The organism is Mycobacterium sp. P2_H7, assembly GCF_056403275.1.
Window position 1 is genome coordinate 56838 of the sequence record NZ_JBFUFU010000013.1, and the last position, 24528, is coordinate 81365.

Annotated in this window: 27 protein-coding genes; 14 read left to right on the forward strand and 13 right to left on the reverse strand. The window is 67.9% G+C overall.

Annotated features, from left to right (window positions below):
* The first annotated feature begins 11 nt into the window (after positions 1 to 11).
* On the forward strand, positions 12 to 1421 hold the full coding sequence (locus AC1DY7_RS20795; RefSeq protein WP_477495610.1) for an aldehyde dehydrogenase family protein: 1410 nt from the start codon (positions 12 to 14) through the stop codon (positions 1419 to 1421).
* Positions 1422 to 1471: 50 nt separating this feature from the next.
* On the opposite strand, the gene AC1DY7_RS20800 is transcribed toward AC1DY7_RS20795, so the two are convergent.
* The gene (locus AC1DY7_RS20800; RefSeq protein WP_477495611.1) at positions 1472 to 1639 is read right to left on the reverse strand and encodes a hypothetical protein; all 168 of its coding nucleotides are present in this window, start codon (positions 1637 to 1639) and stop codon (positions 1472 to 1474) included.
* Positions 1640 to 1852: 213 nt separating this feature from the next.
* Here AC1DY7_RS20800 and AC1DY7_RS20805 point away from each other — a divergent pair, with 213 nt between their 5' ends.
* Genes AC1DY7_RS20805 through AC1DY7_RS20815 form a run of 3 tightly spaced genes read left to right on the forward strand, consistent with a single transcriptional unit; the run spans position 1853 to position 4170 of the window.
* Positions 1853 to 2716 (forward strand): SDR family oxidoreductase, encoded by an 864-nt coding sequence (locus AC1DY7_RS20805; protein ID WP_477495612.1) that lies wholly within the window; start codon positions 1853 to 1855, stop codon positions 2714 to 2716.
* On the forward strand, positions 2713 to 3678 hold the full coding sequence (locus AC1DY7_RS20810) for an NADPH:quinone oxidoreductase family protein (RefSeq protein ID WP_477495613.1): 966 nt from the start codon (positions 2713 to 2715) through the stop codon (positions 3676 to 3678). The genes AC1DY7_RS20805 and AC1DY7_RS20810 overlap by 4 nt, the downstream gene beginning before the upstream one ends.
* 9 nt (positions 3679 to 3687) lie before the next feature.
* Positions 3688 to 4170 (forward strand): DUF456 domain-containing protein, encoded by a 483-nt coding sequence (locus AC1DY7_RS20815; protein WP_477495614.1) that lies wholly within the window; start codon positions 3688 to 3690, stop codon positions 4168 to 4170.
* 80 nt (positions 4171 to 4250) lie between these two features.
* Here AC1DY7_RS20815 and AC1DY7_RS20820 read toward each other — a convergent pair whose 3' ends face one another.
* Complete coding sequence (locus tag AC1DY7_RS20820) at positions 4251 to 5036, reverse strand: tyrosine-protein phosphatase (protein WP_477495615.1); 786 nt, start codon at positions 5034 to 5036, stop codon at positions 4251 to 4253.
* A 5-nt stretch (positions 5037 to 5041) separates the two neighbouring features.
* A complete protein-coding gene (locus AC1DY7_RS20825; RefSeq protein ID WP_477495727.1) occupies positions 5042 to 6256 on the reverse strand; it encodes an acyl-CoA dehydrogenase family protein in 1215 nt (404 codons plus the stop codon).
* A 56-nt stretch (positions 6257 to 6312) separates the two neighbouring features.
* On the opposite strand from AC1DY7_RS20825, the gene AC1DY7_RS20830 reads away from it, so the two are divergent.
* Positions 6313 to 6861 carry a nuclear transport factor 2 family protein gene (locus AC1DY7_RS20830; protein ID WP_477495616.1) on the forward strand — a complete coding sequence of 183 codons (549 nt, stop codon included), beginning with the start codon at positions 6313 to 6315 and terminating at the stop codon, positions 6859 to 6861.
* On the opposite strand, the gene AC1DY7_RS20835 is transcribed toward AC1DY7_RS20830, so the two are convergent.
* The gene (locus tag AC1DY7_RS20835; protein WP_477495617.1) at positions 6785 to 8047 is read right to left on the reverse strand and encodes an MFS transporter; all 1263 of its coding nucleotides are present in this window, start codon (positions 8045 to 8047) and stop codon (positions 6785 to 6787) included. The genes AC1DY7_RS20830 and AC1DY7_RS20835 overlap by 77 nt on opposite strands.
* A gap of 46 nt (positions 8048 to 8093) precedes the next feature.
* Positions 8094 to 8975, reverse strand: coding sequence for a LysR family transcriptional regulator (locus AC1DY7_RS20840; protein ID WP_477495618.1), 882 nt, complete (start codon positions 8973 to 8975; stop codon positions 8094 to 8096).
* An 86-nt stretch (positions 8976 to 9061) separates the two neighbouring features.
* On the opposite strand from AC1DY7_RS20840, the gene AC1DY7_RS20845 reads away from it, so the two are divergent.
* From AC1DY7_RS20845 to AC1DY7_RS20855, 3 genes are read left to right on the forward strand one after another with little or no spacing between them, the layout of a single operon-like run.
* Positions 9062 to 9709, forward strand: a complete 648-nt coding sequence (locus AC1DY7_RS20845) for a response regulator (RefSeq protein ID WP_477495619.1) — start codon at positions 9062 to 9064, stop codon at positions 9707 to 9709.
* 1 nt (position 9710) lies between these two features.
* Positions 9711 to 10892, forward strand: coding sequence for a sensor histidine kinase (locus tag AC1DY7_RS20850; RefSeq protein WP_477495620.1), 1182 nt, complete (start codon positions 9711 to 9713; stop codon positions 10890 to 10892).
* A gap of 43 nt (positions 10893 to 10935) precedes the next feature.
* Entirely contained in the window at positions 10936 to 11844 is a 909-nt protein-coding gene (locus tag AC1DY7_RS20855; protein WP_477495621.1) for an alpha/beta fold hydrolase, read from the forward strand.
* Positions 11845 to 11892: 48 nt separating this feature from the next.
* On the opposite strand, the gene AC1DY7_RS20860 is transcribed toward AC1DY7_RS20855, so the two are convergent.
* Positions 11893 to 13032 (reverse strand): acyl-CoA dehydrogenase family protein, encoded by a 1140-nt coding sequence (locus tag AC1DY7_RS20860; RefSeq protein WP_477495622.1) that lies wholly within the window; start codon positions 13030 to 13032, stop codon positions 11893 to 11895.
* Between the two features lie 88 nt (positions 13033 to 13120).
* On the opposite strand from AC1DY7_RS20860, the gene AC1DY7_RS20865 reads away from it, so the two are divergent.
* A complete protein-coding gene (locus AC1DY7_RS20865; RefSeq protein WP_477495623.1) occupies positions 13121 to 13702 on the forward strand; it encodes a TetR/AcrR family transcriptional regulator in 582 nt (193 codons plus the stop codon).
* Positions 13703 to 13705: 3 nt separating this feature from the next.
* On the opposite strand, the gene pntB is transcribed toward AC1DY7_RS20865, so the two are convergent.
* The 5 genes from pntB to AC1DY7_RS20890 form a co-directional block, all read right to left on the reverse strand.
* Positions 13706 to 15127 (reverse strand): Re/Si-specific NAD(P)(+) transhydrogenase subunit beta, encoded by a 1422-nt coding sequence (gene pntB / locus AC1DY7_RS20870; protein WP_477495624.1) that lies wholly within the window; start codon positions 15125 to 15127, stop codon positions 13706 to 13708.
* 37 nt (positions 15128 to 15164) lie between these two features.
* On the reverse strand, positions 15165 to 16688 hold the full coding sequence (locus AC1DY7_RS20875) for a Re/Si-specific NAD(P)(+) transhydrogenase subunit alpha (protein ID WP_477495625.1): 1524 nt from the start codon (positions 16686 to 16688) through the stop codon (positions 15165 to 15167).
* 106 nt (positions 16689 to 16794) lie between these two features.
* Positions 16795 to 17802 carry a magnesium transporter CorA family protein gene (locus AC1DY7_RS20880; RefSeq protein WP_477495626.1) on the reverse strand — a complete coding sequence of 336 codons (1008 nt, stop codon included), beginning with the start codon at positions 17800 to 17802 and terminating at the stop codon, positions 16795 to 16797.
* Positions 17799 to 19085: a serine/threonine-protein kinase gene (locus AC1DY7_RS20885; protein ID WP_477495627.1), complete on the reverse strand. Its 1287-nt coding sequence runs from the start codon at positions 19083 to 19085 to the stop codon at positions 17799 to 17801. The genes AC1DY7_RS20880 and AC1DY7_RS20885 overlap by 4 nt, the downstream gene beginning before the upstream one ends.
* 92 nt (positions 19086 to 19177) lie before the next feature.
* Complete coding sequence (locus AC1DY7_RS20890) at positions 19178 to 19501, reverse strand: DUF732 domain-containing protein (RefSeq protein ID WP_477495628.1); 324 nt, start codon at positions 19499 to 19501, stop codon at positions 19178 to 19180.
* A gap of 242 nt (positions 19502 to 19743) precedes the next feature.
* Here AC1DY7_RS20890 and AC1DY7_RS20895 point away from each other — a divergent pair, with 242 nt between their 5' ends.
* From AC1DY7_RS20895 to AC1DY7_RS20905, 3 genes are read left to right on the forward strand one after another with little or no spacing between them, the layout of a single operon-like run.
* A complete protein-coding gene (locus AC1DY7_RS20895; protein ID WP_477495629.1) occupies positions 19744 to 20607 on the forward strand; it encodes an ABC transporter permease in 864 nt (287 codons plus the stop codon).
* Positions 20604 to 21635 carry a taurine ABC transporter substrate-binding protein gene (locus tag AC1DY7_RS20900; protein ID WP_477495630.1) on the forward strand — a complete coding sequence of 344 codons (1032 nt, stop codon included), beginning with the start codon at positions 20604 to 20606 and terminating at the stop codon, positions 21633 to 21635. The genes AC1DY7_RS20895 and AC1DY7_RS20900 overlap by 4 nt, the downstream gene beginning before the upstream one ends.
* On the forward strand, positions 21616 to 22404 hold the full coding sequence (locus AC1DY7_RS20905; RefSeq protein WP_477495631.1) for an ABC transporter ATP-binding protein: 789 nt from the start codon (positions 21616 to 21618) through the stop codon (positions 22402 to 22404). The genes AC1DY7_RS20900 and AC1DY7_RS20905 overlap by 20 nt, the downstream gene beginning before the upstream one ends.
* On the opposite strand, the gene AC1DY7_RS20910 is transcribed toward AC1DY7_RS20905, so the two are convergent.
* Entirely contained in the window at positions 22385 to 22534 is a 150-nt protein-coding gene (locus AC1DY7_RS20910; RefSeq protein ID WP_477495632.1) for a hypothetical protein, read from the reverse strand. The two genes, AC1DY7_RS20905 and AC1DY7_RS20910, sit on opposite strands and share 20 nt — an antisense overlap.
* A 143-nt stretch (positions 22535 to 22677) precedes the next feature.
* Here AC1DY7_RS20910 and AC1DY7_RS20915 point away from each other — a divergent pair, with 143 nt between their 5' ends.
* Positions 22678 to 23334: a TetR/AcrR family transcriptional regulator gene (locus AC1DY7_RS20915; RefSeq protein ID WP_477495633.1), complete on the forward strand. Its 657-nt coding sequence runs from the start codon at positions 22678 to 22680 to the stop codon at positions 23332 to 23334.
* A complete protein-coding gene (locus AC1DY7_RS20920) occupies positions 23327 to 24103 on the forward strand; it encodes an SDR family oxidoreductase (RefSeq protein WP_477495634.1) in 777 nt (258 codons plus the stop codon). The genes AC1DY7_RS20915 and AC1DY7_RS20920 overlap by 8 nt, the downstream gene beginning before the upstream one ends.
* Here the strand turns inward: AC1DY7_RS20920 and AC1DY7_RS20925 are convergent.
* Entirely contained in the window at positions 24087 to 24482 is a 396-nt protein-coding gene (locus tag AC1DY7_RS20925; protein ID WP_477495635.1) for a DoxX family protein, read from the reverse strand. The genes AC1DY7_RS20920 and AC1DY7_RS20925 overlap by 17 nt on opposite strands.
* Positions 24483 to 24528 lie beyond the last annotated feature (46 nt).

Sequence of the window (24528 nt, forward strand, 5' to 3'; positions counted from 1 at the left end):
ACGTCCCGCTCGTGACCACTACTGATGCGACCCCGGAGGCCGCCGCGGTCGCGGCTCCCGACATCCCGGCGATCGTCGCCGACGTCCGGAAGGCTTTCGCCAGCGGCCGCACCCGCGATGTGCGGTGGCGCAAAGAACAACTGCTGGCCCTCCAGAAACTCGTGACCGACAACGAGTTGGCCATCGCCGCCGCGCTCGATAAGGACCTCGGCCGCCAGCCGTTCGAGGCCTGGCTCGCCGATGTCGCCAGCGTGGCCGCCGAGGCCGGCGACGCGGCCAAGAACGTCGCCAAGTGGTCCCGCCGTAAATACCGGCGCCTGGAGTTCTCGCAGCTGCCGGGCCGCGGCTGGATCGAGTACGAGCCGTTCGGCACCGTGCTGGTCATCGGTGCGTGGAACTTTCCGTTCGCGTTGACCCTCGGCCCCGCAGTCGGCGCCATCGCCGCGGGCAACACCGTCGTCCTCAAACCGTCGGAAGTCGCCCCGGCGTCCTCGGCGCTGATGGCCGAGTTGGTGCCGCGCTATCTGGATCCGCGCGCCGTCGTGGTGGTTGAGGGCGACGGCGCGGTCAGCCAGGAACTGATCGAGCAGGGTTTCGACAAGCTGTGCTTCACCGGCGGCACCGAGGTCGGCCGCAAGGTTTATCAGAGTGCGGCCGCGCACCTGACACCGGTGACGCTCGAGCTCGGTGGCAAGAGCCCGGTGATCGTCGCCGCCGACGCCGATATCGCGGTGGCCGCCAAGCGCATCGCGTGGACCAAGCTCATCAATTCCGGCCAGATCTGCATCGCCCCCGATTACGTGCTGGCCGACGTGAGCATCCGCGATGAACTGGTCGCCGGGATCAAGCAGGCGGTGACGGCGTTCGAGGCCGAGGCCGCGGGCGGTAAGCGGATCGTGAATCGTCGGCACTTCGATCGGCTGGCCGGCGCGCTCGCCGTCACCACCGGTGAGGTGGTGATCGGCGGCGGAACCGATGCCGAAGCGGTCGAGATCGACGCGACCGTCGTCGTCGATCCCGGTCTCGACGAGCCCCTGATGACCGACGAGATCTTCGGCCCCATCCTGCCCATCGTCACCGTCCAAAACCTGGACGCGGCAATCGATTTCGTCAACGCTCGGCCCAAGCCCTTGGCAGCCTACCTGTTCACCAAATCCAAGGACACCCGGGAACGGGTCATCCGGGACGTGCCGGCCGGCGGCATGGTGGTCAACCACCTGATCTTCCACTTCGCGACCACCCGGCTGCCGTTCGGTGGGGTCGGGCCGTCCGGCATCGGTGCCTATCACGGGCGCTTCGGGTTCGAGGAGTTCAGCCACCGCAAGTCGGTACTGACCAAGCCGACCCGGCCGGACCTGGCCAAGATGATCTACCCGCCCTACACCGAGAAGGCATGGAAACTGGCCCGCAAGATCTTCTGACGCACGAAAAAGGGGGCACTCGTGCGAGCGCCCCCGATTTCGTCGCTGCGTCAGTGGCTCTGATGAACCGTCGTGTCGACCTGCGGGGCCGTCGCGTGCGGCTGGATGTCGTAGATCCAGTCGTGATGGCTGATATCGGCGGCAGCCGGAGCAGCCAGCCCGACGACGGCGGCCACCAGGCCGCTGGTGACGATTCCTGCGATACCCAACTTCTTCATGATCGCTCCTCTTTCTCGCTGTGTCTCAGGGGGCTTTCGCGCCCTCTGGTAGGTAGAACGCACAGGTCAGCGAGGTAATCCCGATGGCGGCAATTGTTCGGCGGTTGGCAGAAACAAACCCTCGGCGGACCCGGTCTACCGCCGGAGAACCGACTTCCGTATACAGAAGGTTGTCGTCCGACAGCCGGACAGAAAACTCTTGAGAGGAATCCCATGCCCGGAGTGCAGGATCGCGTTGTCGTCGTCACCGGAGCCGGTGGCGGACTGGGTCGTGAATACGCGCTGACGCTTGCCCGTGAAGGCGCCAGCGTCGTCGTCAACGACCTCGGCGGCGCCCGTGACGGGTCCGGAGCCGGCCACAACATGGCCGACGAGGTGGTCAACGAGATCAAGGCCGCCGGAGGCCGTGCCGTCGCCAACTACGACAGCGTCGCCGAGTCCGCGGGTGCGGAGAACATCATCAAGACCGCCATTGACGAGTTCGGCAAGGTCGACGGCGTGGTGAGCAACGCGGGCATCCTGCGCGACGGCACCTTCCACAAGATGACCTTCGAGCAGTGGGACGCGGTGCTGAAGGTGCACCTGTACGGCGGCTACAACGTCATCCGTGCGGCCTGGCCGCATTTCCGCGAGCAGAGCTTCGGCCGGGTCGTCGTCGCCACCTCCACCAGCGGCCTGTTCGGCAACTTCGGCCAGGCCAACTACGGTGCCGCCAAGCTCGGCCTGGTCGGCCTGATCAACACGCTGGCCCAGGAAGGCGCCAAGTACAACATCAAGACCAACGCCGTCGCGCCGATCGCGGCCACCCGGATGACGCAGGACATCCTGCCGCCCGAGGTCTTCGAGAAGCTGACCCCGGAATACGTGGCGCCCGTCGTCGCCTACCTGATGACCGAGGAACTGCCGGACACCGATTCGGTGTTCATCGTCGGTGGCGGCAAGGTGCAGCGCACCGCGCTGTTCCAGAACGAGGGTGTCACCTTCACCGAGGTGCCGTCGGTGGACGAGATCGCCGGCAAGTGGGGCGAGATCACCGACCTGTCCGCGGCCCAGGCGGCGAGCTTCAAGCTCGGATGAAAGCGCTTGTCGCACAAGCCCTGACGGGTACCGAAGGGCTGGCCTACATCGACGTCGACGATCCTGTGTCCGCGGACTCGGTGATCATCGACGTCGGCGCGGCCGGGGTCTGCTTCCCCGATCTGTTGTTGCTGCGCGGCGAATACCAGTTGCGGCTGGAACCGCCGTTCACTCCGGGGATGGAGGTGGCCGGTACCGTGCGTTCGGCCCCCGCCGATTCGGAGTTCGTTGTCGGGCAGCGTGTTTCGGCGTTCGCGATGCTGGGCGGCTATGCCGAGCAGGTGGCGGTGCCGCCGTCGAGCGTGGTGCCGACTCCCGAAGGCGTGGACGATGCGTCGGCCGCTGCCCTGCTGGGCAACTACTACACGATGTACTTCGCGCTGCAGCGCCGGGCCGCGTTGCGGGCCGGCGAGACGGTGCTGGTGCTGGGCTCCGCCGGTGGCATCGGGGTGGCGAGCATCCAGATCGCCAAGGCGCTCGGTGCCCGCGTGGTGGCCCTGGTGCACCGGCCCGAAGCGCTGGACTTCGTGTCGAGTGTCGGGGCCGACGTCGTGCTGCCGTTGACCGGAGGCTGGAAGCAGGCCGTGCTGGACGCGACCGGCGGCCGCGGTGTCGACGTGGTGGTGGATCCCGTCGGCGGTGACGCATTCGACGACGCGATCCGGACACTCGCCCCCGAGGGGCGGCTGCTGGTCATCGGTTTCGCTGCCGGACAAGGTATTCCGACGGTCAAGGTAAACCGGTTGCTGCTGCGCAACGCCAGCGTGGTCGGCGTCGGATGGGGCGAATTCGTCCGGCAGTCCCCGGCCGCGCAGGCCGAGGTCGGCGCCGGGTTGGCGGAGTTGGTGGCCGCCGGAATGCGTCCACCCGCGCCGGTGGTCTACCCGCTGGCCGACGGCGCGGTGGGTCTGCAGGCATTGGCCGACGGCAAGATTCGGGGCAAGCTCGTCCTGGTTCCGTAGATTGATGGCGTGAGCACCTTCGGCGTCATCCTGGTCGCGCTGGTCATCGCCATCGGGTTGGCCGGCATCGTGATACCGATCCTGCCCGGCGGCCTGCTGGTGCTCGCGGCCATCACGGTGTGGGCCCTGGTGGAACAGACCACCGTCGGCTGGGTGACGCTGGGGATCGCCGTGGCGTTGTTCGTCGCCACGGAAGTGATCAAATACACCTGGCCGGTGCGCCGCATGCGCCAGGCCGAGGTCGGCACCTTGAGCCTGGTGGCCGGTGCGGTGCTCGGTGTCATCGGGTTCTTCGTGGTGCCGGTGCTGGGTCTGGTGCTCGGCTTCATCCTCGGGGTGTACCTGGCGGAGTTGGCCAAGCGCCGGGATCAGCGCCGCGCCTGGGCCTCGACGGTGCATGCGCTCAAAGGTGTCGCGCTGTCGGTCGGGGTCGAGTTCACCGGGGCACTGCTGGCGACCATCACCTGGGCCGTCGCCGTACTGGTCTGGTGACCAGACGCGCGCCGAGACTACGGTTTCTGGTGCGAAACGACCGATTTCACGTCAAGAACCGTAGCGTCGGCGCGCCGAAATCAGCCGCGCAGGACCGCGCGTAACCGCTCGAGCTGCTCCGGGGTGACCTCGGCGACGTCCAGGAACCCGCCGAGCGATCCGTACTTCTCGTCGCGCACGCGCCAGGCCGCGTCCAGGTACTCCTCGCGCACCCCGAGCACTTCGTCGGTGAGGCGCGCCTCGGCGAACGTGATCACCTCGGCGGATTCGCCGGCCCGGTCCCGGACCTGTTCGAGGATCCGCTCGCGCAGCGGAGCGATGGCGTCGTTGCTGCGCAGGAAGTCGGTGAGGATGGCGTCGCGGTCGATGCCGACGGCCTCCAGCACGGTGGCCACGGTGAACCCGGTGCGGTCCTTGCCCGCGAAGCAGTGCGCCAGCACCGGACGGCTGTCGGCGAGCATGCTGATGACCTGTCGCACCGCGGTCTGCGCACCCGGCAGGGCGGGGAATTCCTCGTACACCTCGGCCATGTAGCGCTTGGCCGACTCGGCGACGTCTTCGTCGGCCGGGGACTCGGACATCACCCGCTGGAACGTCGACTCGTGCGGGGCGTCCTGTTCGCTGTCGTCGGCGAAGTGGAACGGCAGCAGATGCACCTCGACCCCACCGGGCACCTGCCCGGGCCCGCGGCGCTCGACCTCACGATGCGAACGCAGGTCGGCGATGTCGAGGATGCCGAGGTCGACGAGCCGTTGCCCGCCTTCGTCGGTGAGCCTGCTCAGCTCGCTCGCGCGGTAGAGCAGGCCGGGACGAATCCCGGTCTGCTCGGCGACGTCTCGAAAGTTCCAGGCACCCGACAGTTCCACGGTTCCTACTGTGTCACAGCCGTCGCGAAGGCCGATTTCTCCCGCCCGAGTTCGGCGCGGGCGATGGTGCGTATATGCACCTCGTCGGGTCCGTCGAACAGCCGCATCGCGCGGTGCCAGGCGTAGAGGCGGGCCAGCGGGAAGTCATCAGACACCCCGGCCCCGCCGTGCACCTGGATGGCGCGGTCGATCACATCGCAGGCGATCTGCGGGGCGACGGACTTGATCTGGGACACCAACACATGGGCGGCCTTGTTGCCGGACTGGTCGATGGTCCAGGCGGCCTTCTCACACAGCAGCCGGGCCTGGTCGATCTCGTTGCGGGACTTCGCGATCTGCTCACGCACCACACCCTGCTCGGCCAGCGGCTTGCCGAACGCGACGCGCTTCTGCACCCGATCCACCATCAACGCCAACGCCCGCTCGGCGGCACCGAGGGCACGCATGCAGTGATGGATGCGGCCCGGACCCAGCCGGGCCTGGGCGATCGCGAAGCCCGACCCCTCCTCATGCAGCAGGTTCTCCACCGGCACCCGCACATTGTCGAACACGATCTCGCAATGCCCGTGCTGGTCCTGCCACCCGAACACCGGCAGCGAACGCTGGATGTCCACTCCCGGGGTATCAGCAGGCACCAGGATCATCGACTGCTGCTGATGCGACGCGGCATCGGGGTTGGTGCGGCCCATCACGATCAGCAGCTTGCAGCGCGGGTCCGCCGCCCCGGTGATCCACCACTTGCGACCGTTGATCACGTAGTCGCCGCCGTCGCGCAGCATGGTGGTCTCGATGTTGCGGGCATCGCTGGAGGCCACCGCGGGCTCGGTCATCGCGAACGCCGACCGGATTTCCCCGGCCAACAACGGCTCCAGCCACCGCTTGCTCTGCGCCTCGTTCGCGAACAGGTGCAAGGTCTCCATGTTCCCGGTGTCCGGTGCCGCACAGTTGAGCACCTCGGGGGCGATCTCCATGCTCCACCCGCTCAGCTCGGCCAGCGGGGCGTACTCCAGGTTGGTCAGCCCCGACTCCGAAGGCAGGAACAGGTTCCACAACCCGGCCGCCTTGGCCTTGGCCTTGAGTTCCTCGACCACCGGCGGCACCGTGTGGTCCTTGGGCCCCTTGTCCTCGCGATACGCGTGGTAGGACGCCTCGGCGGGGAACACATTCTCGACCATGAAGTCGGAGAGACGCTTGTGGTAGTCGGCCGCCTTGGCGGACATCGCGAAGTCCATGACCGCCACGATAGGCCACTAGGTTAGACAAGTAGAAAGGAGGCATGAGCACAGTGCCTTCCGAAGGACGTCCGCCGTTCCCGCCCTTCACTCTGGAAACAGCCATCCAGAAGGTCCAGGCCGCCGAGGATGCCTGGAACACCCGTGACCCGCAGCGAGTCAGCCTGGCCTACACCCCGGATTCGGAGTGGCGCAACCGGGATCTGCACATCGTGGGCCGGGCGCAGATCGTCGAGTTCCTCACCGCCAAGTGGGAGCGTGAACTCGACTACGTCCTGCGCAAGGGCCTCTGGTCCTTCACCGAGGACCGGATCGCGGTGCGGTTCCAGTACGAGTGGCGTGACGGCGCCGGCGGGCAGGAGCGTAGCGACTCGGGGAATGATTCAGGCGGGCAGGAGCGTAGCGACTCGGGGAGTGGTACCGGCGGGCAGTGGCACCGCAGCTACGGCAATGAACTCTGGCAGTTCACCGGCGACGGACTCATGGCCCGCCGGGAGGCCAGCATCAACGACGTGGTCATCGACGAATCGGAGCGGCGTTACTTCGGTCCGCGTCCGGAGTCCGAGTACGGTCAGGACTTTCCGCTGTTCTGAGCGTCACCGCGGCGAGCAGACCGGACACGACGGCCAAGCCGATGACAGTCCCGGCCACGGCGGACCACCCGGCCGCGTCGAAGGCCACCCCACCGCACCAGCCGATGACGCTGGAACCGGCGTAATAGCAGAGGTTGTACAGCGACGAGGCCTGCGCCTTGCTGTCCGCGGCGGCCGTCCCGACCCAACCAGAGGCGATGGAGTGCGCCCCGAAGAAACCGGCCGTGGCGAGCACCAACCCGGCCAGCACGGCGAAGATGTTGTCGCTCAGGGTGATTGCAGTGCCGGCAACCATGGTCGCGGTCGATGCGAGCAACACGGTGCGGCGCCCGAACCGGCCGGCTTCGGCCCCGGCGCGTGCCGAAGCCCATGTGCCGGCCAGGTAGGCCAGGAACACCAGACTGACCAGGGTCTGCGGCAGCTGGAACGGCGCCGCCATCAAGCGGAAGCCCAGGAAGTTGTACATCGCGACGAACCCGCCCATCAGCAGGAAGCCCTGACTGAACAGCACCAGCTGCCGGGGTGAGCGCAGGTTGGTCAGCAGCTTGGCACCCAGTTCGCGGCTGCGTGACGGGGTGAAGCCCTGTGCGCGAGGGGCGAGTTTGACGAATGCCGTTGCCGCCAAGGCGCATAACACCGCTACGGTGAGCACTCCGGCACGCCAGCCGGCGTACTGTGCGATCGGTCCGGTGACCAGGCGGCCAGTCAGGCCGCCGATCGTGGTCCCGGCGACGTAGGTGCCCGCGGCGCGGGCGGCGTGCCCCGACGCGATCTCCTCGGTCAGATACGCGATGGCGACGGCGGGGACGCCGCCCAGCATCAGTCCTTCGACAAGGCGGCCGCCGAGCAGCAGGCCCGCGGTGGGGGCGAACGGCACCAGCAGCCCGAGAACCGTTGCCGCCGCGACGGAAATCGTCATCGCCTGGACCCGCCCGATCCGGTCGGCGAGCACGGACCACGGGATGACGCCGAGCGCCAGGCCGACGGTGGCCGCCGAGATGGTGAGTGCGGCGTGCGCGGCGCCGGTGTGCAGCGTGGCGGCGATCTGTGGCAGCACGGCCTGCGGCGAGTACAGCTGGGCGAAGGTGGCGACACCCGCGCAGAACAGTGCCGCCAGCAGTCTGCGGTACTCCGCCGATCCACGGGTATGGCCCGGCCAGGTCGCCGAGGCGGTCAGGGAAGTCACTCAGACGACGGTAGGACGACCCCCTTCATGTGTCCAATGCATGAAATTAGTCAAGTTCATGATGATTCTGTATGACGAATTCGGCGAACCGTTCGGCGGCGGGCGCGGTCTCCCGGGTGGCGCTCCACGTCAGCCCGATCTGTCGCTTGGCGGCCGCTTCGGTGAGCGGGATGTAGGCCGCACCGGGTTCCGCGCGCTGCGGCCTGGGCACCGGGACGACGGCCACCCCGAATCCTGCGGCCACGAGGCCTTCCATCGTCGGGATCTCCATCGCCTCGAACACCATGGGAGGGTCGATACCGGCCTCTGCGCACAGTTCGTCGGTGAGCTGACGCAGCCCGAAATTCGGCGCCAGTCCGACGAACGGCTCACTGCCCGCATCGGCGAGCCGGATCCGGGTGCGCCGCGCGAACGGGTGCGCACGGGGGACCGCCAGGCACAGCCGCTCCACATAGAGCCCGCGCCACGGGAAACCCGGCGGCCGAGGCGAGGTGATGGCGAGGTCGGCCTGCCCGTCCGCCAGCCGCTCGACGATCTCGTGGGCCGCACCCTGGAACAGCTCGAAGCGCACCCGGGGGGCGTGGGCCCGGAACCGGCGCAGCAGTTCCGGGACGAATCCGCCGGCCTGCGAGTGCAGGAACGCCAGCCGCACCAGGCCGGTCTCCGGGTCCCGCAGCGCGGCGATACGTTCGGTGGCCGAACGCATTTCGGCGATGCTCCGACGCGCGTGCTCGAGCAGGATGCGGCCGTACGCGTTGAGTTGGAGCCTACGGTTCACCCGGTCGAACAACGGCGCACCCACCTGCGCCTCCAGCCGGGACAGCGCCCGCGACAGCGTGGGCTGGCTGATTCCCAGTTCGGCGGCGGCGTCGGTGACGTGTTCGGTCTCGGCGAGTACGACGAACCACTTCAGCTCGTCGGATTCCATGCCCATGACTCTCCCGGGCAGGGCAAGGCAAACACGCCTTTTGGTTCGGCGTGTCGGGGCGCATCCGCTGTGACAAGCTGGCTCGCATGCAGGACTCGGCACAGAAGGTGCGCGTGGTGGTCGGCGATGACCACCCGATGTTTCGCGACGGCGTGGTGCGTGCGCTGGTCGGCAGCGGTTCCATCGAGGTGGTCGCCGAGGCTGATGACGGCACGGCCGCGCTGGAAGCCATCCGCACCCACAAACCTGCGGTGGCGCTGCTGGATTACCGGATGCCGGGGATGGACGGTTCGGAGGTCGCCGCGGCGGTGACCCGCGACGCGCTGCCCACCCGGGTGCTGCTGCTGTCGGCGCACGACGAGTCCGCGATCGTCTATAAGGCACTGCAGGACGGTGCGGCCGGTTTCCTGTCCAAGGAGTCGACCCGCAGTGAGCTGGTCAATGCGGTGCTGGACTGCGCGCGCGGACGCGACGTCATCGCCCCCGCCCTGGCCGCGTCGCTGGCCGGCGAGATCCGGCGCCGCAACGAGCCGGACGCGCCGACGCTGTCCGGGCGCGAACGTGAGGTGCTCGTGATGATCGCGCGGGGACTGAGCATCCCGGCGATGGCCAAGGAGCTCTACCTGGCGCCGTCGACGGTCAAGACGCACGTGCAGCGGCTCTACGAGAAACTGGGCGTGGGCGATCGGGCGGCCGCGGTGGCGGAGGCGATGCGGCGCAAGCTGCTCGACTGACGTGGCCCGCATCGTCGACTTCTTCGCGGCCGAACCGGTCCGGGTGTCCGCGGTGCTGCGGCTGCCGCTGATCGCCTTGATCGCGGTGCTGGTGTGGATCTGGGAGGTCGACCATTGGCTGCCCGGCCTGTACGCGGTGGTGCTCGGCGCATACGCGATCGCCGCCGTGGTGTGGGTGCTGGTGGCGTTGCGGGGTCCGCTGCCCCGCTGGGCGGACTGGGCGTCCACGGGCGTCGACGTCCTCGTCATCGTCGTGCTGTGTGTGGTGTCCGGGGGTGCGACCGCCGCGCTGCTGCCGGTGTTCTTCCTGCTGCCCATCTCGGTGGCGTTCCAGGACCGGCCGTGGCTGACCGGTGTCATCGGAACCCTCACGGCCGCAGCGTATCTGTCGGTATGGATCGTCTACTCCAAGCGTGATGACCGCATCGGCCTGCCCAACATGGTGTACACGCACTTCGGCTTTCTGATCTGGCTGGCGGTGGCCACCTCGGCGTTATGCGTTGTGCTGTCGCGTCGTTCGGCCAGTGTCAAGGCGCTGCTGGAGGTGCGCCGCCAGTTGGTGTCCGAGGCCATGCAGGCCGATGAACGGCACAACCGTCAGGTGGCCGAGAATCTGCACGACGGCCCGTTGCAGAATCTGCTGGCGGCGCGGATGGAACTCGACGAGATTCGGGAGCGGATGCCCGACCCGGCCCTGGACGCGGTGCACGCCGCCCTGCAGCAGACCGCGATCCAGTTGCGCTCCACCGTCACCGAGCTGCACCCCCAGGTGCTGGCGCAGCTGGGCCTCACCGCCGGTGTGCGGGAATTGGTGCGGCAGTTCGAGTCTCGCGGCCAGTACCAGGTGGTGTCGGACCTCGAAGAAGTCGGCACGCCGGAATCGGAGGCGTTGATGTACCGGGCCGCCCGGGAGTTGCTCACCAACATCGGCAAGCATGCGCGCGCGACGGTGGTGACCATCAGGCTCGCCCGCACCGGTGACCGGGTGGTGCTGACGGTGGCCGACGACGGTGTCGGATTCGACCCAACGTCGGTGGCCGACCGGGTCGCGGCCGGCCATATCGGCCTGGGCTCACTGCTCGTTCGGGTCGATGCGATGGGCGGCCAGATGGAGGTGGACTCGGCATCCGGGCGTGGGACGACGGTCACGGTGACCTCGCCGCCCATCGCCGAGCAGGGCTGAAAATCCATCGCCGGTGCGAGATGTGCCGGGTAGCGTGCCCACTGTGAAGCTCCGTATCGCCGTCGGCGTCGTCCTCGCGCTGGTCGTCGCCGTGCTGGTGAACGCGTATGTCGTGACCGGAACGGCACGGGCCGCGGAACCGTTCGCGGGTGGGCATGTGCTGCACCTGGACGGCCCCGACCTCAACGTCCGCGAGTACGGTCCGCCCGGCGATCGTGCCGTCGTTCTGCTGCACGGGTATTCGGCTTCCATCGAATGGTGGCAGGCGATCGCGCCGATGCTGGCCCGCGGCGAGCGCGTGATCGCGGTCGATCTGGTCGGCCACGGGGGGTCGGAGGCGCCGCTTGAGGCCGCGCCCTACCACGCCGCCGAGCAGGCCGAGGCGGTGCGAAAGGCCTTGATGGCGTTGGGCGTCCGGCATGCCGTGTTGGTTGGGCATTCGATGGGTGGCGCCGTCGCCGCCGAGTTTGCGCGCCGGTACCCAGACCTGGTGGAGAAGGTGGTCGTGTCCGATACACCCGCCGCCGACGACCTGGTGAGCATGCCGCTGCTGGGCAAGATGGTGTGCTGGCCGGCCCTCGGCCCTGCGCTGGACCGGTTCCGCACCGTCGACGCGATCACCGAGAGCTCCTTGCAGACCGGTTTCGCCGCGGACTATCCGGTGCCGCAGTTCGCATATCGGTCGCTTGAGCGATTGACCTACGCCGGTGTGTGTGACTCCAAGGACGGTGACCGGGCACCGGTCGCCGAGACCCTGGCCGGTCTGGGGAAGCCGGTGCTGGTGCTGTGGGGCGAACGCGATGTGCTGACCCCGACGGCCCCGAACGTGGCGCGCTACACCGCGGCGGGCCTGCCGCCGCATGTCATCGCTGGTTCCGGGCACAGCCCGATGGTCGAGAAGCCCGACGAATTCCTCTCGGCGATCGGTGAATTCGTCGCCGAGCAGTCATAGCCTCAGCTCGAATCGGCTGCAGAAGCAGAATTCTGTGTCTGCTCGCGGCTACGCCGTGAGGCCGCGGGCGATCACGAGGCGCTGAATCTGGTTGGTGCCCTCGAAGATCTGGGTGATCTTGGCCTCGCGCATGTACCGCTCCGGACGGAAGTCGCGGGTGTAACCCACCCCGCCGAAGACCTGCACGGCGTCGGTGGTCACCTTCATGGCGGCATCGGTCGCGATCAGCTTGGCTACGCTGGCCTGCGTCGAGTAGGGCAGCCCGCGGTCGCGCCGCCGTGCCGCATCCAGATACGTGGCCCGCGCGCTGACCACCTCGGCGGCCATGGCGGCCAGCAGGAATCCGAGGCCCTGATGGTCGATGATCTTGCGCCCGAACGTTGTTCGCTCATTCGCGTAGCGCAGCGCCTCATCCAGCGCGGCCTGGGCGATACCGACGGCGACCGCGGCGATGCCGAGGCGGCCGGAATCCAACGCGGAGAAGGCGATCGGCAGGCCCTGTCCTTCGGCGCCGATCAACCGGTCCGCGTCGATGCGCGCGTCGTCGTAGAACGCCGAGGTGGTCGGTACGGCGTGCAGACCCATCTTCTCCTCGGGCTTGCCGAAGGTCAGACCGTCGGTGTCGCCGGGGACCAAGAAACAGGAAATCCCTTTGGAGCCTTTGCCTGTGCGCGCGAACACCGTGTAGAAGTCGGCCTTGCCGCCGTGGGTGATCCACGCCTTCGATCCGTTGAGCACATACTCGTCGCCGTCCCGGACGGCCGCGCACTGCAGCGCCGCAGCGTCGGATCCGGCCTGCGTCTCGGACAGGCTGTAGGCGCCGATCTGCGTGCCGGACAGCATGCCGGGCAGCCAGCGCTGCTTCTGCTCCTGCGAGCCGAAGGCCAGCAGCGCGTGCGACGAGAGGCTGTGCACGCTGACCGCCACCCCGATGGCGGCCCACCGCGCGGCGATCTCCTCGAGCACCTGCAGGTACACCTCATAGGGTTGGCCGCCGCCGCCCCACTCCTCGGGTTGCGGCAGGCTCAACAGCCCGGCGGCACCCAGTTGGGCGAAGACGCCCTCGGGATAGGTCTCGGCCCGCTCATGGGCGTCGACGATCGGGTCGAGCACCTTGTCGGCGATGTCGCGGGTCAGCGAAATCAGCTCGTACGCTTCGTCGGACGGCAGCAAGCGGTCTACAGGCACGGGGGTTCTTTCCCTAAAACAGTACTGATGACGACTTCACAGTATCATTGTCGGAGTACTGTGACACCCGCTGCAGTATCATGATGGGATGTCCGACCTGGCTGCCGACGGCTTCGCGACGCGCCGGCAGACCGCCCTGTTCGACGACCTGCTGACCCTGTTCCTCGCGGAGGGCTTCAGTCATCTCACGCTGGACGAGATCGCGGCGCGGCTGCACTGCTCGAAGTCCACGCTCTACACGCTGGCTTCCGGCAAGGACGAGTTGGTCCGGCGGGTCACGGTGCACTTCTTCAAGCGGGCCACCAACGCGGTCGAAACGGCCCTGAAAGAGACCCGGCGCGAACGCATCTCGGCATACCTGACCGCGGTCGGCGAGGAACTGGCCGTCGCCTCGGACGTGTTCATGACCGACCTGAACGCGTTCGCCCCCGCCCGCGAGGTCTACGAGGCCAACACCCGCGCCGCCGCGCAGCGCGTCCGCGAACTGATCGAGGACGGCGTCGGCGACGGCGCCTACCGCAAGGTGCATGCGTCCTTCGCGGCCGACCTCATCGCGACGATGATGGTCCGCATCCAGCAGCGCGACGTCCGCACGGCAACCGGCCTCAGCGATGCCGAGGCCTACGCGGAGCTGGCCACGCTGCTCACGAACGGGCTGCGGGCCACCTAGCCGTTACAGCGCGGCCAGGATGTCGTTCACCCGGTCGCGGGCGTCGCCGAACAGCATCTGGGTGTTGTCCCGGAAGAACAGCGGGTTCTGCACCCCGGCATAGCCGGAGGCCATGGACCGCTTGAACACGATGACGTTCTCGGCGTTCCACACCGTCAGCACCGGCATGCCCGCGATGGGGCTGCTCGGATCCTCCGAGGCCGCCGGGTTGACGGTGTCGTTGGCGCCGATGACCAAGACGACCGCGGTGTCCGGGAAGTCGTCGTTGATCTCGTCCATCTCCAGCACGATGTCGTAGGGCACCTTGGCCTCGGCCAGGAGCACGTTCATGTGCCCGGGCAGTCGGCCGGCGACGGGGTGGATACCGAAGCGCACGTTGACCCCGCGCTCGCGCAGCTTGCGCGTCAGGTCGGCGACACCGTACTGGGCCTGGGCCACCGCCATGCCGTAGCCCGGGGTGATGATCACCGAGTCGGCGGCGCCGAGCAGCTCGGCCACACCCTCGGCGGTGACCTCGCGGTGCTCGCCGTAGTCCTTGTCCTCGGCGGGCCCCGCCTCGATACCGAAGCCGCCGGCGATCACCGAGATGAACGACCGGTTCATCGCCTTGCACATGATGTAGGACAGGTACGCACCGGAGGAACCCACCAGGGCGCCGGTGATGATCAGCAGATCGTTGGACAGCAGGAAGCCCGACGCGGCGGCGGCCCAGCCGGAGTAGCTGTTGAGCATCGACACCACCACGGGCATGTCGCCGCCGCCGATGGAGGCCACCAGATGCCAGCCCAGCAGCAGGGCGAGCACGGTCACGACGATGAGCAGCCACAGTTGCGGCTCGATGACGAACCACACCGTCAGTGCGAGGAAGACGACGAGCGCGCCGATGTTGAGGAAGTTCTTGCCGGGCAGCATCAGCGGCGTGGACTTGATCCGGGCCGACAGCTTGAGGTTGGCCACGATGGAGCCGGTGAAAGTGACCGCACCGATGAACACGCCGATGAAGACCTCGGCGGAGTGGATGCCGAGCAGGCCCTGCCCGTCCAGCACGGCGGCCTCGGCGCCGGCGGCGTCACCTTCGACGTGCAGGTAGCCGTTCCAGCCCACCAATACCGCGGCCAGACCGACAAAGGAATGCAGGAGAGCGATGAGCTCCGGCATCCCGGTCATCTCGACGACCTTGGCGCGCCACAGGCCGATCGCTGCGCCGATGGCCATGGCGCCGGCCAGCAGGCCCAGCCCGAGCGGCCCGATGTGCCGGTTCAGGGCCAGTGCGACCGTCGCGATCAACGCGACGGCCATGCCGGCCATGCCGAATGTGTTGCCCACCTTGGATGTTTCGTGCTTGGACAGCCCGGCCAGCGCCAGGATGAACAGCAGGGCCGCGACGACGTAGGCCGAGGTGGCAGCAGTCTCTACCGTGAACATGGAATCCATTTCAGACGTTTCGAAAAGGGGCGCAGGCTCAGCTGCGGGAGAACATTCCGAGCATGCGACGCGTCACTGCGAAGCCACCGAACACGTTGATGCTGGCGAGCAGGATCGCCACGGCCGCGAGGACGGTGACCGGCAGGTCGCCATGGCCGATCTGCAGCAGGGCACCGACGACGATGATGCCCGAGATCGCGTTGGTCACCGACATCAGCGGCGTGTGCAGTGCGTGGTGCACATGGCCGATCACGTAGTAGCCGATCACGATCGCCAGCGCGAACACCGTCAGGTGCACCTGCAGGGCGACCGGCGAGATGGCGATCAACACGAACAGCACGGCAGCCGCACCGAAGCTCAGCCCCAGCCGTCGTCCCGTGGACATGGACGCCTTGGCTTTCGGTGCCACCACCGGGGCGGCGGCGGCCGCCGCCGGGGCAGCCGAGACCTGCACCGGTGGCGGCGGCCAGGTGGTCTCCCCGTCGCGCACGACGGTGATCGATCGCTGCACAACGTCGTCGAAATCGAGGGTGAGCCGGCCGTCCTTCTCCGGGGTGAGCAGCTTGAGCAGGTTGACCAGGTTGGTGCCGTAGAGCTGGGAGGCCGTGGCGGGTAGTCGGCCGGCCAGATCGGTGTACCCGATGATGGTCACCCCGTTGTCGGTGACGATCGACTGGTCCTTGACTGCGCCCTCGACGTTGCCGCCGTTGGCCGCGGCCATGTCCACGAGCACACTGCCTGGCTTCATCGCGGCCACCATGTCGGCGGTGATGATGCGGGGTGCGGGCCGGCCCGGGATCAGCGCGGTGGTGATGATGATGTCGACGTCGGCGGCCAGCTCGGCGTACAGCGCAGCCTCGCGGACCTTGTAGTCGTCGCCCATCTCCTTGGCGTAGCCGGTGGCCGACACCTCGCCCGCGTCGGGGTCGACGGAGACGTACTCGCCGCCCAACGACTTGACCTGGTCGGCGACTTCGGGACGGGGATCGGTGGCCTTCACGATGGCGCCCAGGCTGCCTGCCGCGCCGATCGCGGCCAGCCCGGCCACCCCGGCGCCCACGACGAGCACCTTGGCCGGCGGCACCTTGCCCGCGGCGGTCACCTGGCCGGTAAAAAAGCGGCCGAAGGCGTGCGCGGCCTCGACCACGGCGCGGTAACCGGCGATGTTGGCCATCGAGGACAGCACGTCCAGGGACTGCGCCCGCGAGATACGCGGTACCGCGTCCATGGCCAGTACGGTGATCGGGCGAGCGGACAGCTTCTCGACCAGTTCGGGCTTGAGTGCGGGCGAGATCAGGCTGACCAGAGTCGAGCCGTCGCGCAGCAGGGCGATCTCGTCGTCGGTCGGCGCGTTGACCTTGAGCACCACATCGCCGTCCCAGGGGCGGCCGATCTCGGCGCCCGCCTCGACGTACGCGGCGTCGGCGAAACTGGAGGCGGCCCCGGCGCCGGACTCGACCACTACCGAATAGCCCAGTTTGACGATCTGCCCGACGGTTTGCGGTGTGGCGGCGACGCGAGTCTCACCCAGTTGAGACTCGCGGGGTATCGCGATGATCATCGACAACGATCCATTCCTCGGCGATCCGACCTGTTGGTAGGCATGGTGAAGTGTCCCATCCATCAGACCGATCGGCGCGGGCCCCCCTCGAACGGTGAACGAATGTTCACAGCCAGTCGCGCCTCTTGAACGATACGTACAGCAGAATCACCAAGATCACGATCAACGCGGAACTGGCGACGAAGCCGACGGTGGTGTTGATCCCCGGATATTCGACGTTCTGGCCGTAAAAGCCGGTGATGGCCGTCGGCACCGCGATGATGGCCGCCCAGCTCGTCAACTTCTTCATCACGGTGTTCAGCCGGGCGTCCTGCAGCGACAGGTTCGTCTCGAACACCGTCGTGACCATGTCGCGCAGCGACTCGGTCCACTCCGAGGCTCGCAACACATGGTCGTACAGATCGGCGTACAGCGGATCGAGTTCGGGGGAGGTCTTGCTGTCGAGGCGGCGGTGCTGGATGGTGCTCACCACTTCGCGCATCGGCAGCACCACCCGGCGTAGCTGGACCAGGTCCTTGCGCATCCGGAAGGTGCGGCGTTGCAGCCCGCGCCGGGGACCGTCCTCGTCGAACAGTTCGTCCTCGAGCGATTCGATGGCGTCGTCGAGAGCCTGCACGGCCTCGAAGTGGCCGTCGACGACGACGTCGAGCAGGCCGTGCACCAGGGCGCCGGTCCCGTGCTCCTGGCCGCCGAGTTCGTCGAAACGTTGCGACACCTCGGCGATGTCGAACTCACCGGCGCCGGTCGCGCCGATCGCGGGGAGCCGCACGGTGATCAGCCCGCGCGGCAGCACGAACGCCGAGATGCGGTGTTTGACCAGGGTGGCGGTGCTGTCATCGTCGGGGTCGACGGTGTCCACCGCGTAGACCGTGAAGAAGGTGTGGGTGTGATACACCGACGCCTTGGTGCGCTCCATGGGCGCCATCGCGTCCTCGACGGCCCAGACGTTGAGCCCGAGTTCGTCGGCCAGCCGGCGCAGCGACTCATGGTCGGGGTTGTAGATGTCGGCCCACACCAGGGTGTCCTCCGACGCCAGGCAATCCGAGATGGCGGTGAAGGTGAAACCGTCGACGGGTTTACCCGCCTCCCAGATCCGGCCCTGCACCTCGGTCACGGCGGTCCCACCAGATTCCCCTGCCGAACGTTCTCCCGGCAGGTGGCGCGATCCTGGTGGGTCTCGGTGACGCACACCTGCACCTGCTGCTCGATGCCGGGCGGATAGACCTGATCGGTGGCGGCGGGCGTCGCCGACGGGACGGGGACGGTGCCGGAGTAGATGGACCACATGGTGTCCCCGGTGCTCGGGAGCCGGGCGCAGTAGGCCTTCTCCCCGGTGCTGCTCTGCCCGGCCGCACCGAGGGTGGCGCAGTCGGCACCGACGAGCACCACGGGGACGCTGGGCGAACTCGCCTGCGGGCGTTCGGGTTCGCGTTCACCCAGGAAATAGGCCGCCGCCGCGACGCCGATCGCCGCCACCACGGCCACCAGCGCGATCACCTGGGTGCGCCGACGGGTGGACTTCGGCTTGCGGTACACGTGGGCGGGCATGGTGAGGCCGACGGGGCCGTCGATGCTGGTGCCCAGCGCGGCGGCGAACTCTGCGCAACTACCGAAGCGGTCGTCGGGCGATTTCGCGAGCGCCCGCGACAGAACCGGGTCCAGATCCGCGAGGTCCGGTCTGCGCCCGGCGATCTGGGGTGGCGGGGCGGTGATGTGCTGGCTGATGACGGCCGCCGGGTTGTCGTGCAGATACGGCGGCGAACCGGTGAGCAACTCGAAAGCCGTTGCCGCCAGTGAGTATTGGTCGGCACGGCCGTCGACGGCCTCGCCCATGAGCTGTTCCGGCGCGGCATAGGCGACGGTGCCGACGGTCATGCTCGTGGCGGTCAGCCGGGTGGTTTCACCCATCCGGCGGGCGATCCCGAAATCCGCGAGCAGCACCCGCGGCCATTCGGCGCCGGTGTCGGTGAGCAGGATGTTGGCGGGCTTGATGTCGCGATGCAGCAGTTGACGCTCATGGGCGTAGTCCAGCGCGCCGGCGACGGCGGTGATGATGTGCACCACCTCGGCGGCGGGCAGCGCACCGCGCTGGCGCAGCAGCTCGCCGGCGTCGGTGCCGTCCACGTACTCCATCGAGATCCACAGCTGCCCGTCGTGTTCGCCGCGGTCGTACACCCGAACGATGCTGGGGTGCATCAGATCGGCGGCGAAGTCCGCCTCCCGGTCGAAGCGGGCCTGGTATTCGGTGTCGGCGCTGACATCCTTGCGCAGCACTTTGATGGCGTCCTGGCGTGGCAACCGCGGATGGCCGGCGAGGTACACCTCGCCCATGCCACCGGCACCGAGGAGGCGCACGACGGTGTAGCCGGCGAACCGCTCACCGGGAGCTATCGACAAAGTCGCCTCCTACCGTGCTCGTCCCATTGTTGACCACGAGAACACAGACTCCCGCATCTGCGGCGCAGATGCGGGAGTCTGTGAAGGGTTCGTCAGCCGAGTTCGGTCAGGTAACCGGGGCAGTAGGCGCTGACGGATTCGACGACGAAGACCGCGGCCTGGTGGATGGTCAGGTCCGAGTTGGACACGATGTCGTGGCCGACGCCCGTCGCGGGCTGTCCGCCGGCGATGGATGTGCACACCAGGTGTGCGTCGGAGATGGCGGCGCGTGCCGAGTCGAAGGCGATGCCCTCGGCGTCGATGTTCGTCAGGAACTCGTCATCGACCGATGACGCCGAAGCGGTGGCGGCACCGGTGAAGGCGGCCAGGCCGAGAGCGGCGGCGGTCAGGGCGGTGGTGGCGATGCGGGCGAACATGTCGGGTGCACTCCTGGGACTCTGTCGGTCTCGCTGTCTGCGAGCTGTGAAGAGCCTCCGATCAGGGGCTTGGCGGAAACTTGGGGATTTCTTGGGGCGGGTCGGGCGGGCTTAAAACTCGCTGTGAGCGCAGCCCTTCACGTTCTGTTCACCCGACCGTATAAAGGGGGCGGCGTGAAACCCGACATCACCGGAATGCTGTCGCGAGCCCGTCGTCAACTCGTTTCGGTGAGAGGTAATTCGTGTCGGTTTTCGTCGATATCACCCCCGATGAGGCGGTCGGGCCCGCGCCCTCGGCCCCCGGCGGATCGGGCCGGTGGCGCGCGGTCCTGACCCGTGCCGGATTGCCGCTGCTGTCGGTGCTGGTGTTCTTCATCGTCTGGCAGGTGGTGGCCACGGCCGGCATCTGGAACCAGACCTTCGTGCCGTATCCGGCGACCGTGTGGCGCGCCTTCCTCGACGTCTCCACCACCCACGACGGCACCCGCGGGTATGCGGGCTACCTGTTGTGGGAGCACCTGTACATGACGCTGCGCCGGGTGTTCGCCGGTGTCGTCATCGGTGTGGTGCTCGGCGTGCTGCTGGGCCTGGTGATGGGCTCGGTCGGCTGGTTGCGCAGCGTGCTGGAGCCGTGGCTGACCTTCCTGCGGGCGCTGCCTCCGCTGGCGTACTTCTTCCTGCTGGTGATCTGGCTCGGCATCGACGAGGCCCCGAAGATCACCCTGCTAGCGCTGGCCGCGCTGCCGCCCGCTGCGGTGGCCACCACCGCGGCCGTCGTCGCCGCACCGGTCGGACTGCAGGAAGCGGCGCGTGCGCTGGGCGCCACCCGCATCCAGGTGATCAGGGATGTCGTGGTGCCCTCGGCGCTGCCCGAGACCTTCACCGGCATCCGGCTGGCGGTCGGGATGGCCTACTCCTCGGTGGTGGCCGCCGAACTGTTCAACGGCATCCCCGGCATCGGCGGGTTGGTCAAGGACGCAAGCAATTACAACAACACCCCGGTCGTGCTGGTCGGGATCTTCGCCATCGGGATCTCAGGTCTGGTGATCGACGGCGTACTGCGGGCTGCCGAGCGGCGGGCCGTTCCCTGGAGAGGAAAAATATGAAATTCACATCGTTACTGGCGGTTGCCGCGGCCTCGATCGTGGCATTGTCCGGGTGCGCGGTGGACCACTCCGGGCAGGACGCGCAGAAGCCGACCATTCGCCTTGCCTACCAGTCGTTCCCGAGCGGTGATCTGATCGTCAAGAACAACAAGTGGCTCGAAGAGGCACTGCCCGACTACAACATCAAGTGGACCAAGTTCGACTCGGGTGCCGATGTCAACACCGCGTTCATCGCCAAGGAAATCGATTTCGGCGCAATCGGTTCCAGTCCGGTCGCCCGCGGCTTGTCCGCGCCGCTGAACATCCCGTACAAGGTGGCCTTCGTACTCGATGTGGCCGGCGACAACGAGGCACTGGTCGCCCGCGACGGTGCCGGGATCAACACCATCGCCGACCTGAAGGGCAAGCGGGTCGCCACCCCGTTCGCGTCGACCGCGCACTACAGCCTGCTGGCCGCGCTGGCCCAGAATGGTTTGAGCGCAGCCGATGTTCAGCTGATCGACCTGCAGCCGCAGGCCATCCTCGCCGCGTGGGACCGCGGTGACATCGCGGCCGCCTACACCTGGCTGCCCACCCTGGATCAGCTGCGCAAGACCGGCAAGGATCTGATCACCAGCCGCCAGCTGGCCACGGACGGCAAGCCGACCCTGGATCTGGGGGTGGTGTCCGACGAGTTCGCCGACGCGCACCCGGATGTGGTGGACGTGTGGCGCCGACAGGAGGCCCGCGCGCTCAACGTCATCTCCGACGACCCCGCCGCCGCCGCGAAAGCGATCGCCGCCGAGATCGGCCTGACCCCGGAAGACGTTGTGGGACAGCTGAAGCAGGGCGTTTACCTGACACCGCAGGAGGTGTCCTCGCAGCAGTGGCTGGGCAGCGACGGCAAGCCCGGCAACATCGCGGCCAACCTGGAGAGCGCGTCGCAGTTCCTGGCCGACCAGAAGCAGATCCCGGCTGCCGCGCCGCTGAGCACCTTCCAGGACGCCGTCTACACCAAGGGGTTGCCCGATGTCCTCACCAAGCAGTGACCCGTCGGGCCGGCTTCTGATCACGAACGTCGAACACCGCTACGGCAAGGGTTCGGATGCGGTGACGGCGCTGGGACCGGTGAACCTGGACGTCGACCCCGGCGCCTTCCTGGTCCTCGTCGGCGCGTCGGGGTGTGGGAAGAGCACCCTGCTGCGGCTGATCGCCGGGTTCGAATCGCCCAGCGAGGGCGATGTCCGGGTGGCAGGCACGTCGCCGACGCCAGGGGTGACCTCGGGCGTGGTGTTCCAGCAGCCGCGGCTGTTCCCGTGGCGCACGGTCGGCGGCAACGTCGATCTGGCGCTCAAGTACGCCAAGGTGCCGCGAGAGCGCCGGGCCGAGCGGCGTGAGCAGCTGCTCGAACGCGTCGGGCTGGAGGGGACCGGGCACCGCAAGATCTGGGAGATCAGCGGCGGACAGCAGCAGCGTGTCGCGATCGCGCGGGCGCTGGCCGCCGAGACCCCGCTGTTCCTGCTCGACGAACCGTTCGCGGCGCTGGACGCGCTGACCCGGGAGCGGTTGCAAGAGGATGTCCGCGAGGTCAGTGCGGAAACGGGCCGGACCACCGTGTTCGTCACGCACAGCGCCGACGAGGCCGCGTTCCTCGGGTCGCGGATCGTGGTGCTGACCCGGCGGCCGGGCAAGGTGGCGCTGGACCTGTCCTCGGAGCTGCCCCGCACCGGCGTCGGCGCCACGGAGCTGCGACGGTCCCCGGAGTTCCTGAAGCTCAAGGATGAGGTCGGCGAGGCGGTCAAGGCCGCCGCGGCCTAGCGATTTGTGCACGTTCCGTCACGTTCACCGTGACAAAACGTGCACAAATCACGCCGCGCAGGCCCCAGGCCAGCCAGCTGAAGAAGAATTCACCCTCGTCGCTGATGTCGTAATCCGGATTCGGGTCCATCGATGCCTCCCCAGCATGGCTATTGCTTTTGCAAAGTCTAACGCGATTGGGCCAGGCGGCGACACCGGATCGGGTCGATTGCCTAGACTGGCCAACCAGTTGATTGGTTTCCGGTTCGCCGGGTTTGCAGATAGCGAGTTGTCATGTCCACGGAGTCAAACGGGGCGTCCACCGCCAACGGGTTGTCCCGGCGGGAGGAGCTGCTGGCCGTCGCCGCCAAACTCTTCGCCGCCCGCGGGTACCACGGCACCCGGATGGATGACGTCGCCGACGCCGTCGGCTTGAACAAGGCCACCGTCTATCACTACTACGCCAGCAAGTCGCTGATCCTCTGGGACATCTACAAGCGCACCGCCGACTTCACCGTGGACGCCCTGCACGACGACCCGACCGCACCGGCCCGCGAGACCATCTACCACTTCACCAGGCGGCTGCTCACCGGCATCGCCAACGACCTGGAGGCAGCCGCCGTCTACTTCCAGGAAGGCCCGTACATCAGCGAGTGGTTCACCGCGGAACAGGTGGACTACATCCGCAAGGCCGAAGCCACCGTCTATGAGCATGTGCGCGACGTGATCGACCGCGGGATCGCCAGCGGCGAGTTCTACGACTGCGACTCCCATGTGCTGGCGCTCGGCTATATCGGGATGGTGCTGGGCGCCTACCGCTGGCTGCGACCGCACGGCCGGCGCACCGCACAGGAGATCGCAGTGGAGTTCAGCACCGCCCTGCTGCGCGGCCTGATCCGCGACGAGACCGTACGCAACGACGAACCCCTGGGCGGAGCAGGCAATGAGTGATCTGTTCCGGCTCGACGGCAAGGTCGCCGTGGTCACCGGCGGTGGGCGCGGTATCGGCGTGATGATCGCCCGCGGGCTGCTGGAGGCCGGCGCCGCCAAGGTGTACCTGGCGGCGCGCAAGGCGGCCGAACTCGACGCGGCGGTGGCCGAGCTGTCCCCGCTGGGCGCCGTGGAGGGCATCCCCGCCGATCTGGGCACCACCGAGGGCGTGCAGGCACTGGCCGACGCGGTGGCCTACCGCGAGGACGCCGTGCACGTTCTGTTCAACAACGCGGGTGCCGCGTGGGGTGCGCCGTTCGAAGACTTCCCGGAATCCGGTTTCGACAAGGTCTTCGACGTCAACGTCAAGGGGGTGTTCCTGCTGACCCGCGCGCTCGTGCCGCTGCTGACGGCCGGCGCCACCGACGACGACCCGGCCCGGGTGATCAACACCGGCAGCATCGACGGCTTCCTGGTTCCCGAGAAGGGCCGGGACAACTTCTCCTACAGCGCCAGCAAGGCCGCGGTACACATGCTGACCCGTCACCTCGCCGGGGAATTGGCCCCCAGGATTCTGGTGAATGCCATTGCGCCAGGGCTGTTTCCGTCCCGGATGACGAAGGTGCTGCTCTCTGCCGGGCAGGAGGCCGTCGGGTCGCTGTTGCCGCTGGGCCGGGTCGGGCAGCCCGACGATATGGCCGGCATCGGGGTGTTCCTGGCCAGCCGCGCCAGCAGCTACATCACCGGCGCGGTGATCCCCGTCGACGGGGGTGTCAGCACCATCCGCTGACGCCTGCGAGCCGGTGGAACCAGCCCCACGCCAGGCAGCCGAACATCCCGAGAAACACGATGTCGCCGCCCATGGACGGCCACTCGCTGCGCCGGAACCGGGTGGTGGCCGCGCCGGCCATGAAGAGCGCCATCCCGCAGGCCGCCACCGGCGTGAGAACGGGCACGATGCCGACCGCCGCCGGGACCACCAGACCGAGCGCGCCGATCGATTTGAGGGCGCCGATCGCCTTGAGGTGACCGTCACCGAAATCGTCGACCCAGTGCTGGGTAGCGCTCAGGGCGCGGTACCTCGCTCTCGGCATCAGCAGCAGGCTCGTCCCGCCGGCCAGATAGGCCACTGCGGCAACCGCGGTGATGATCCACAGCGTGGTGTACATGACTGGCTCCGTTTCATGGTTACGTCGGTCCGTGCCGACTCGTCAT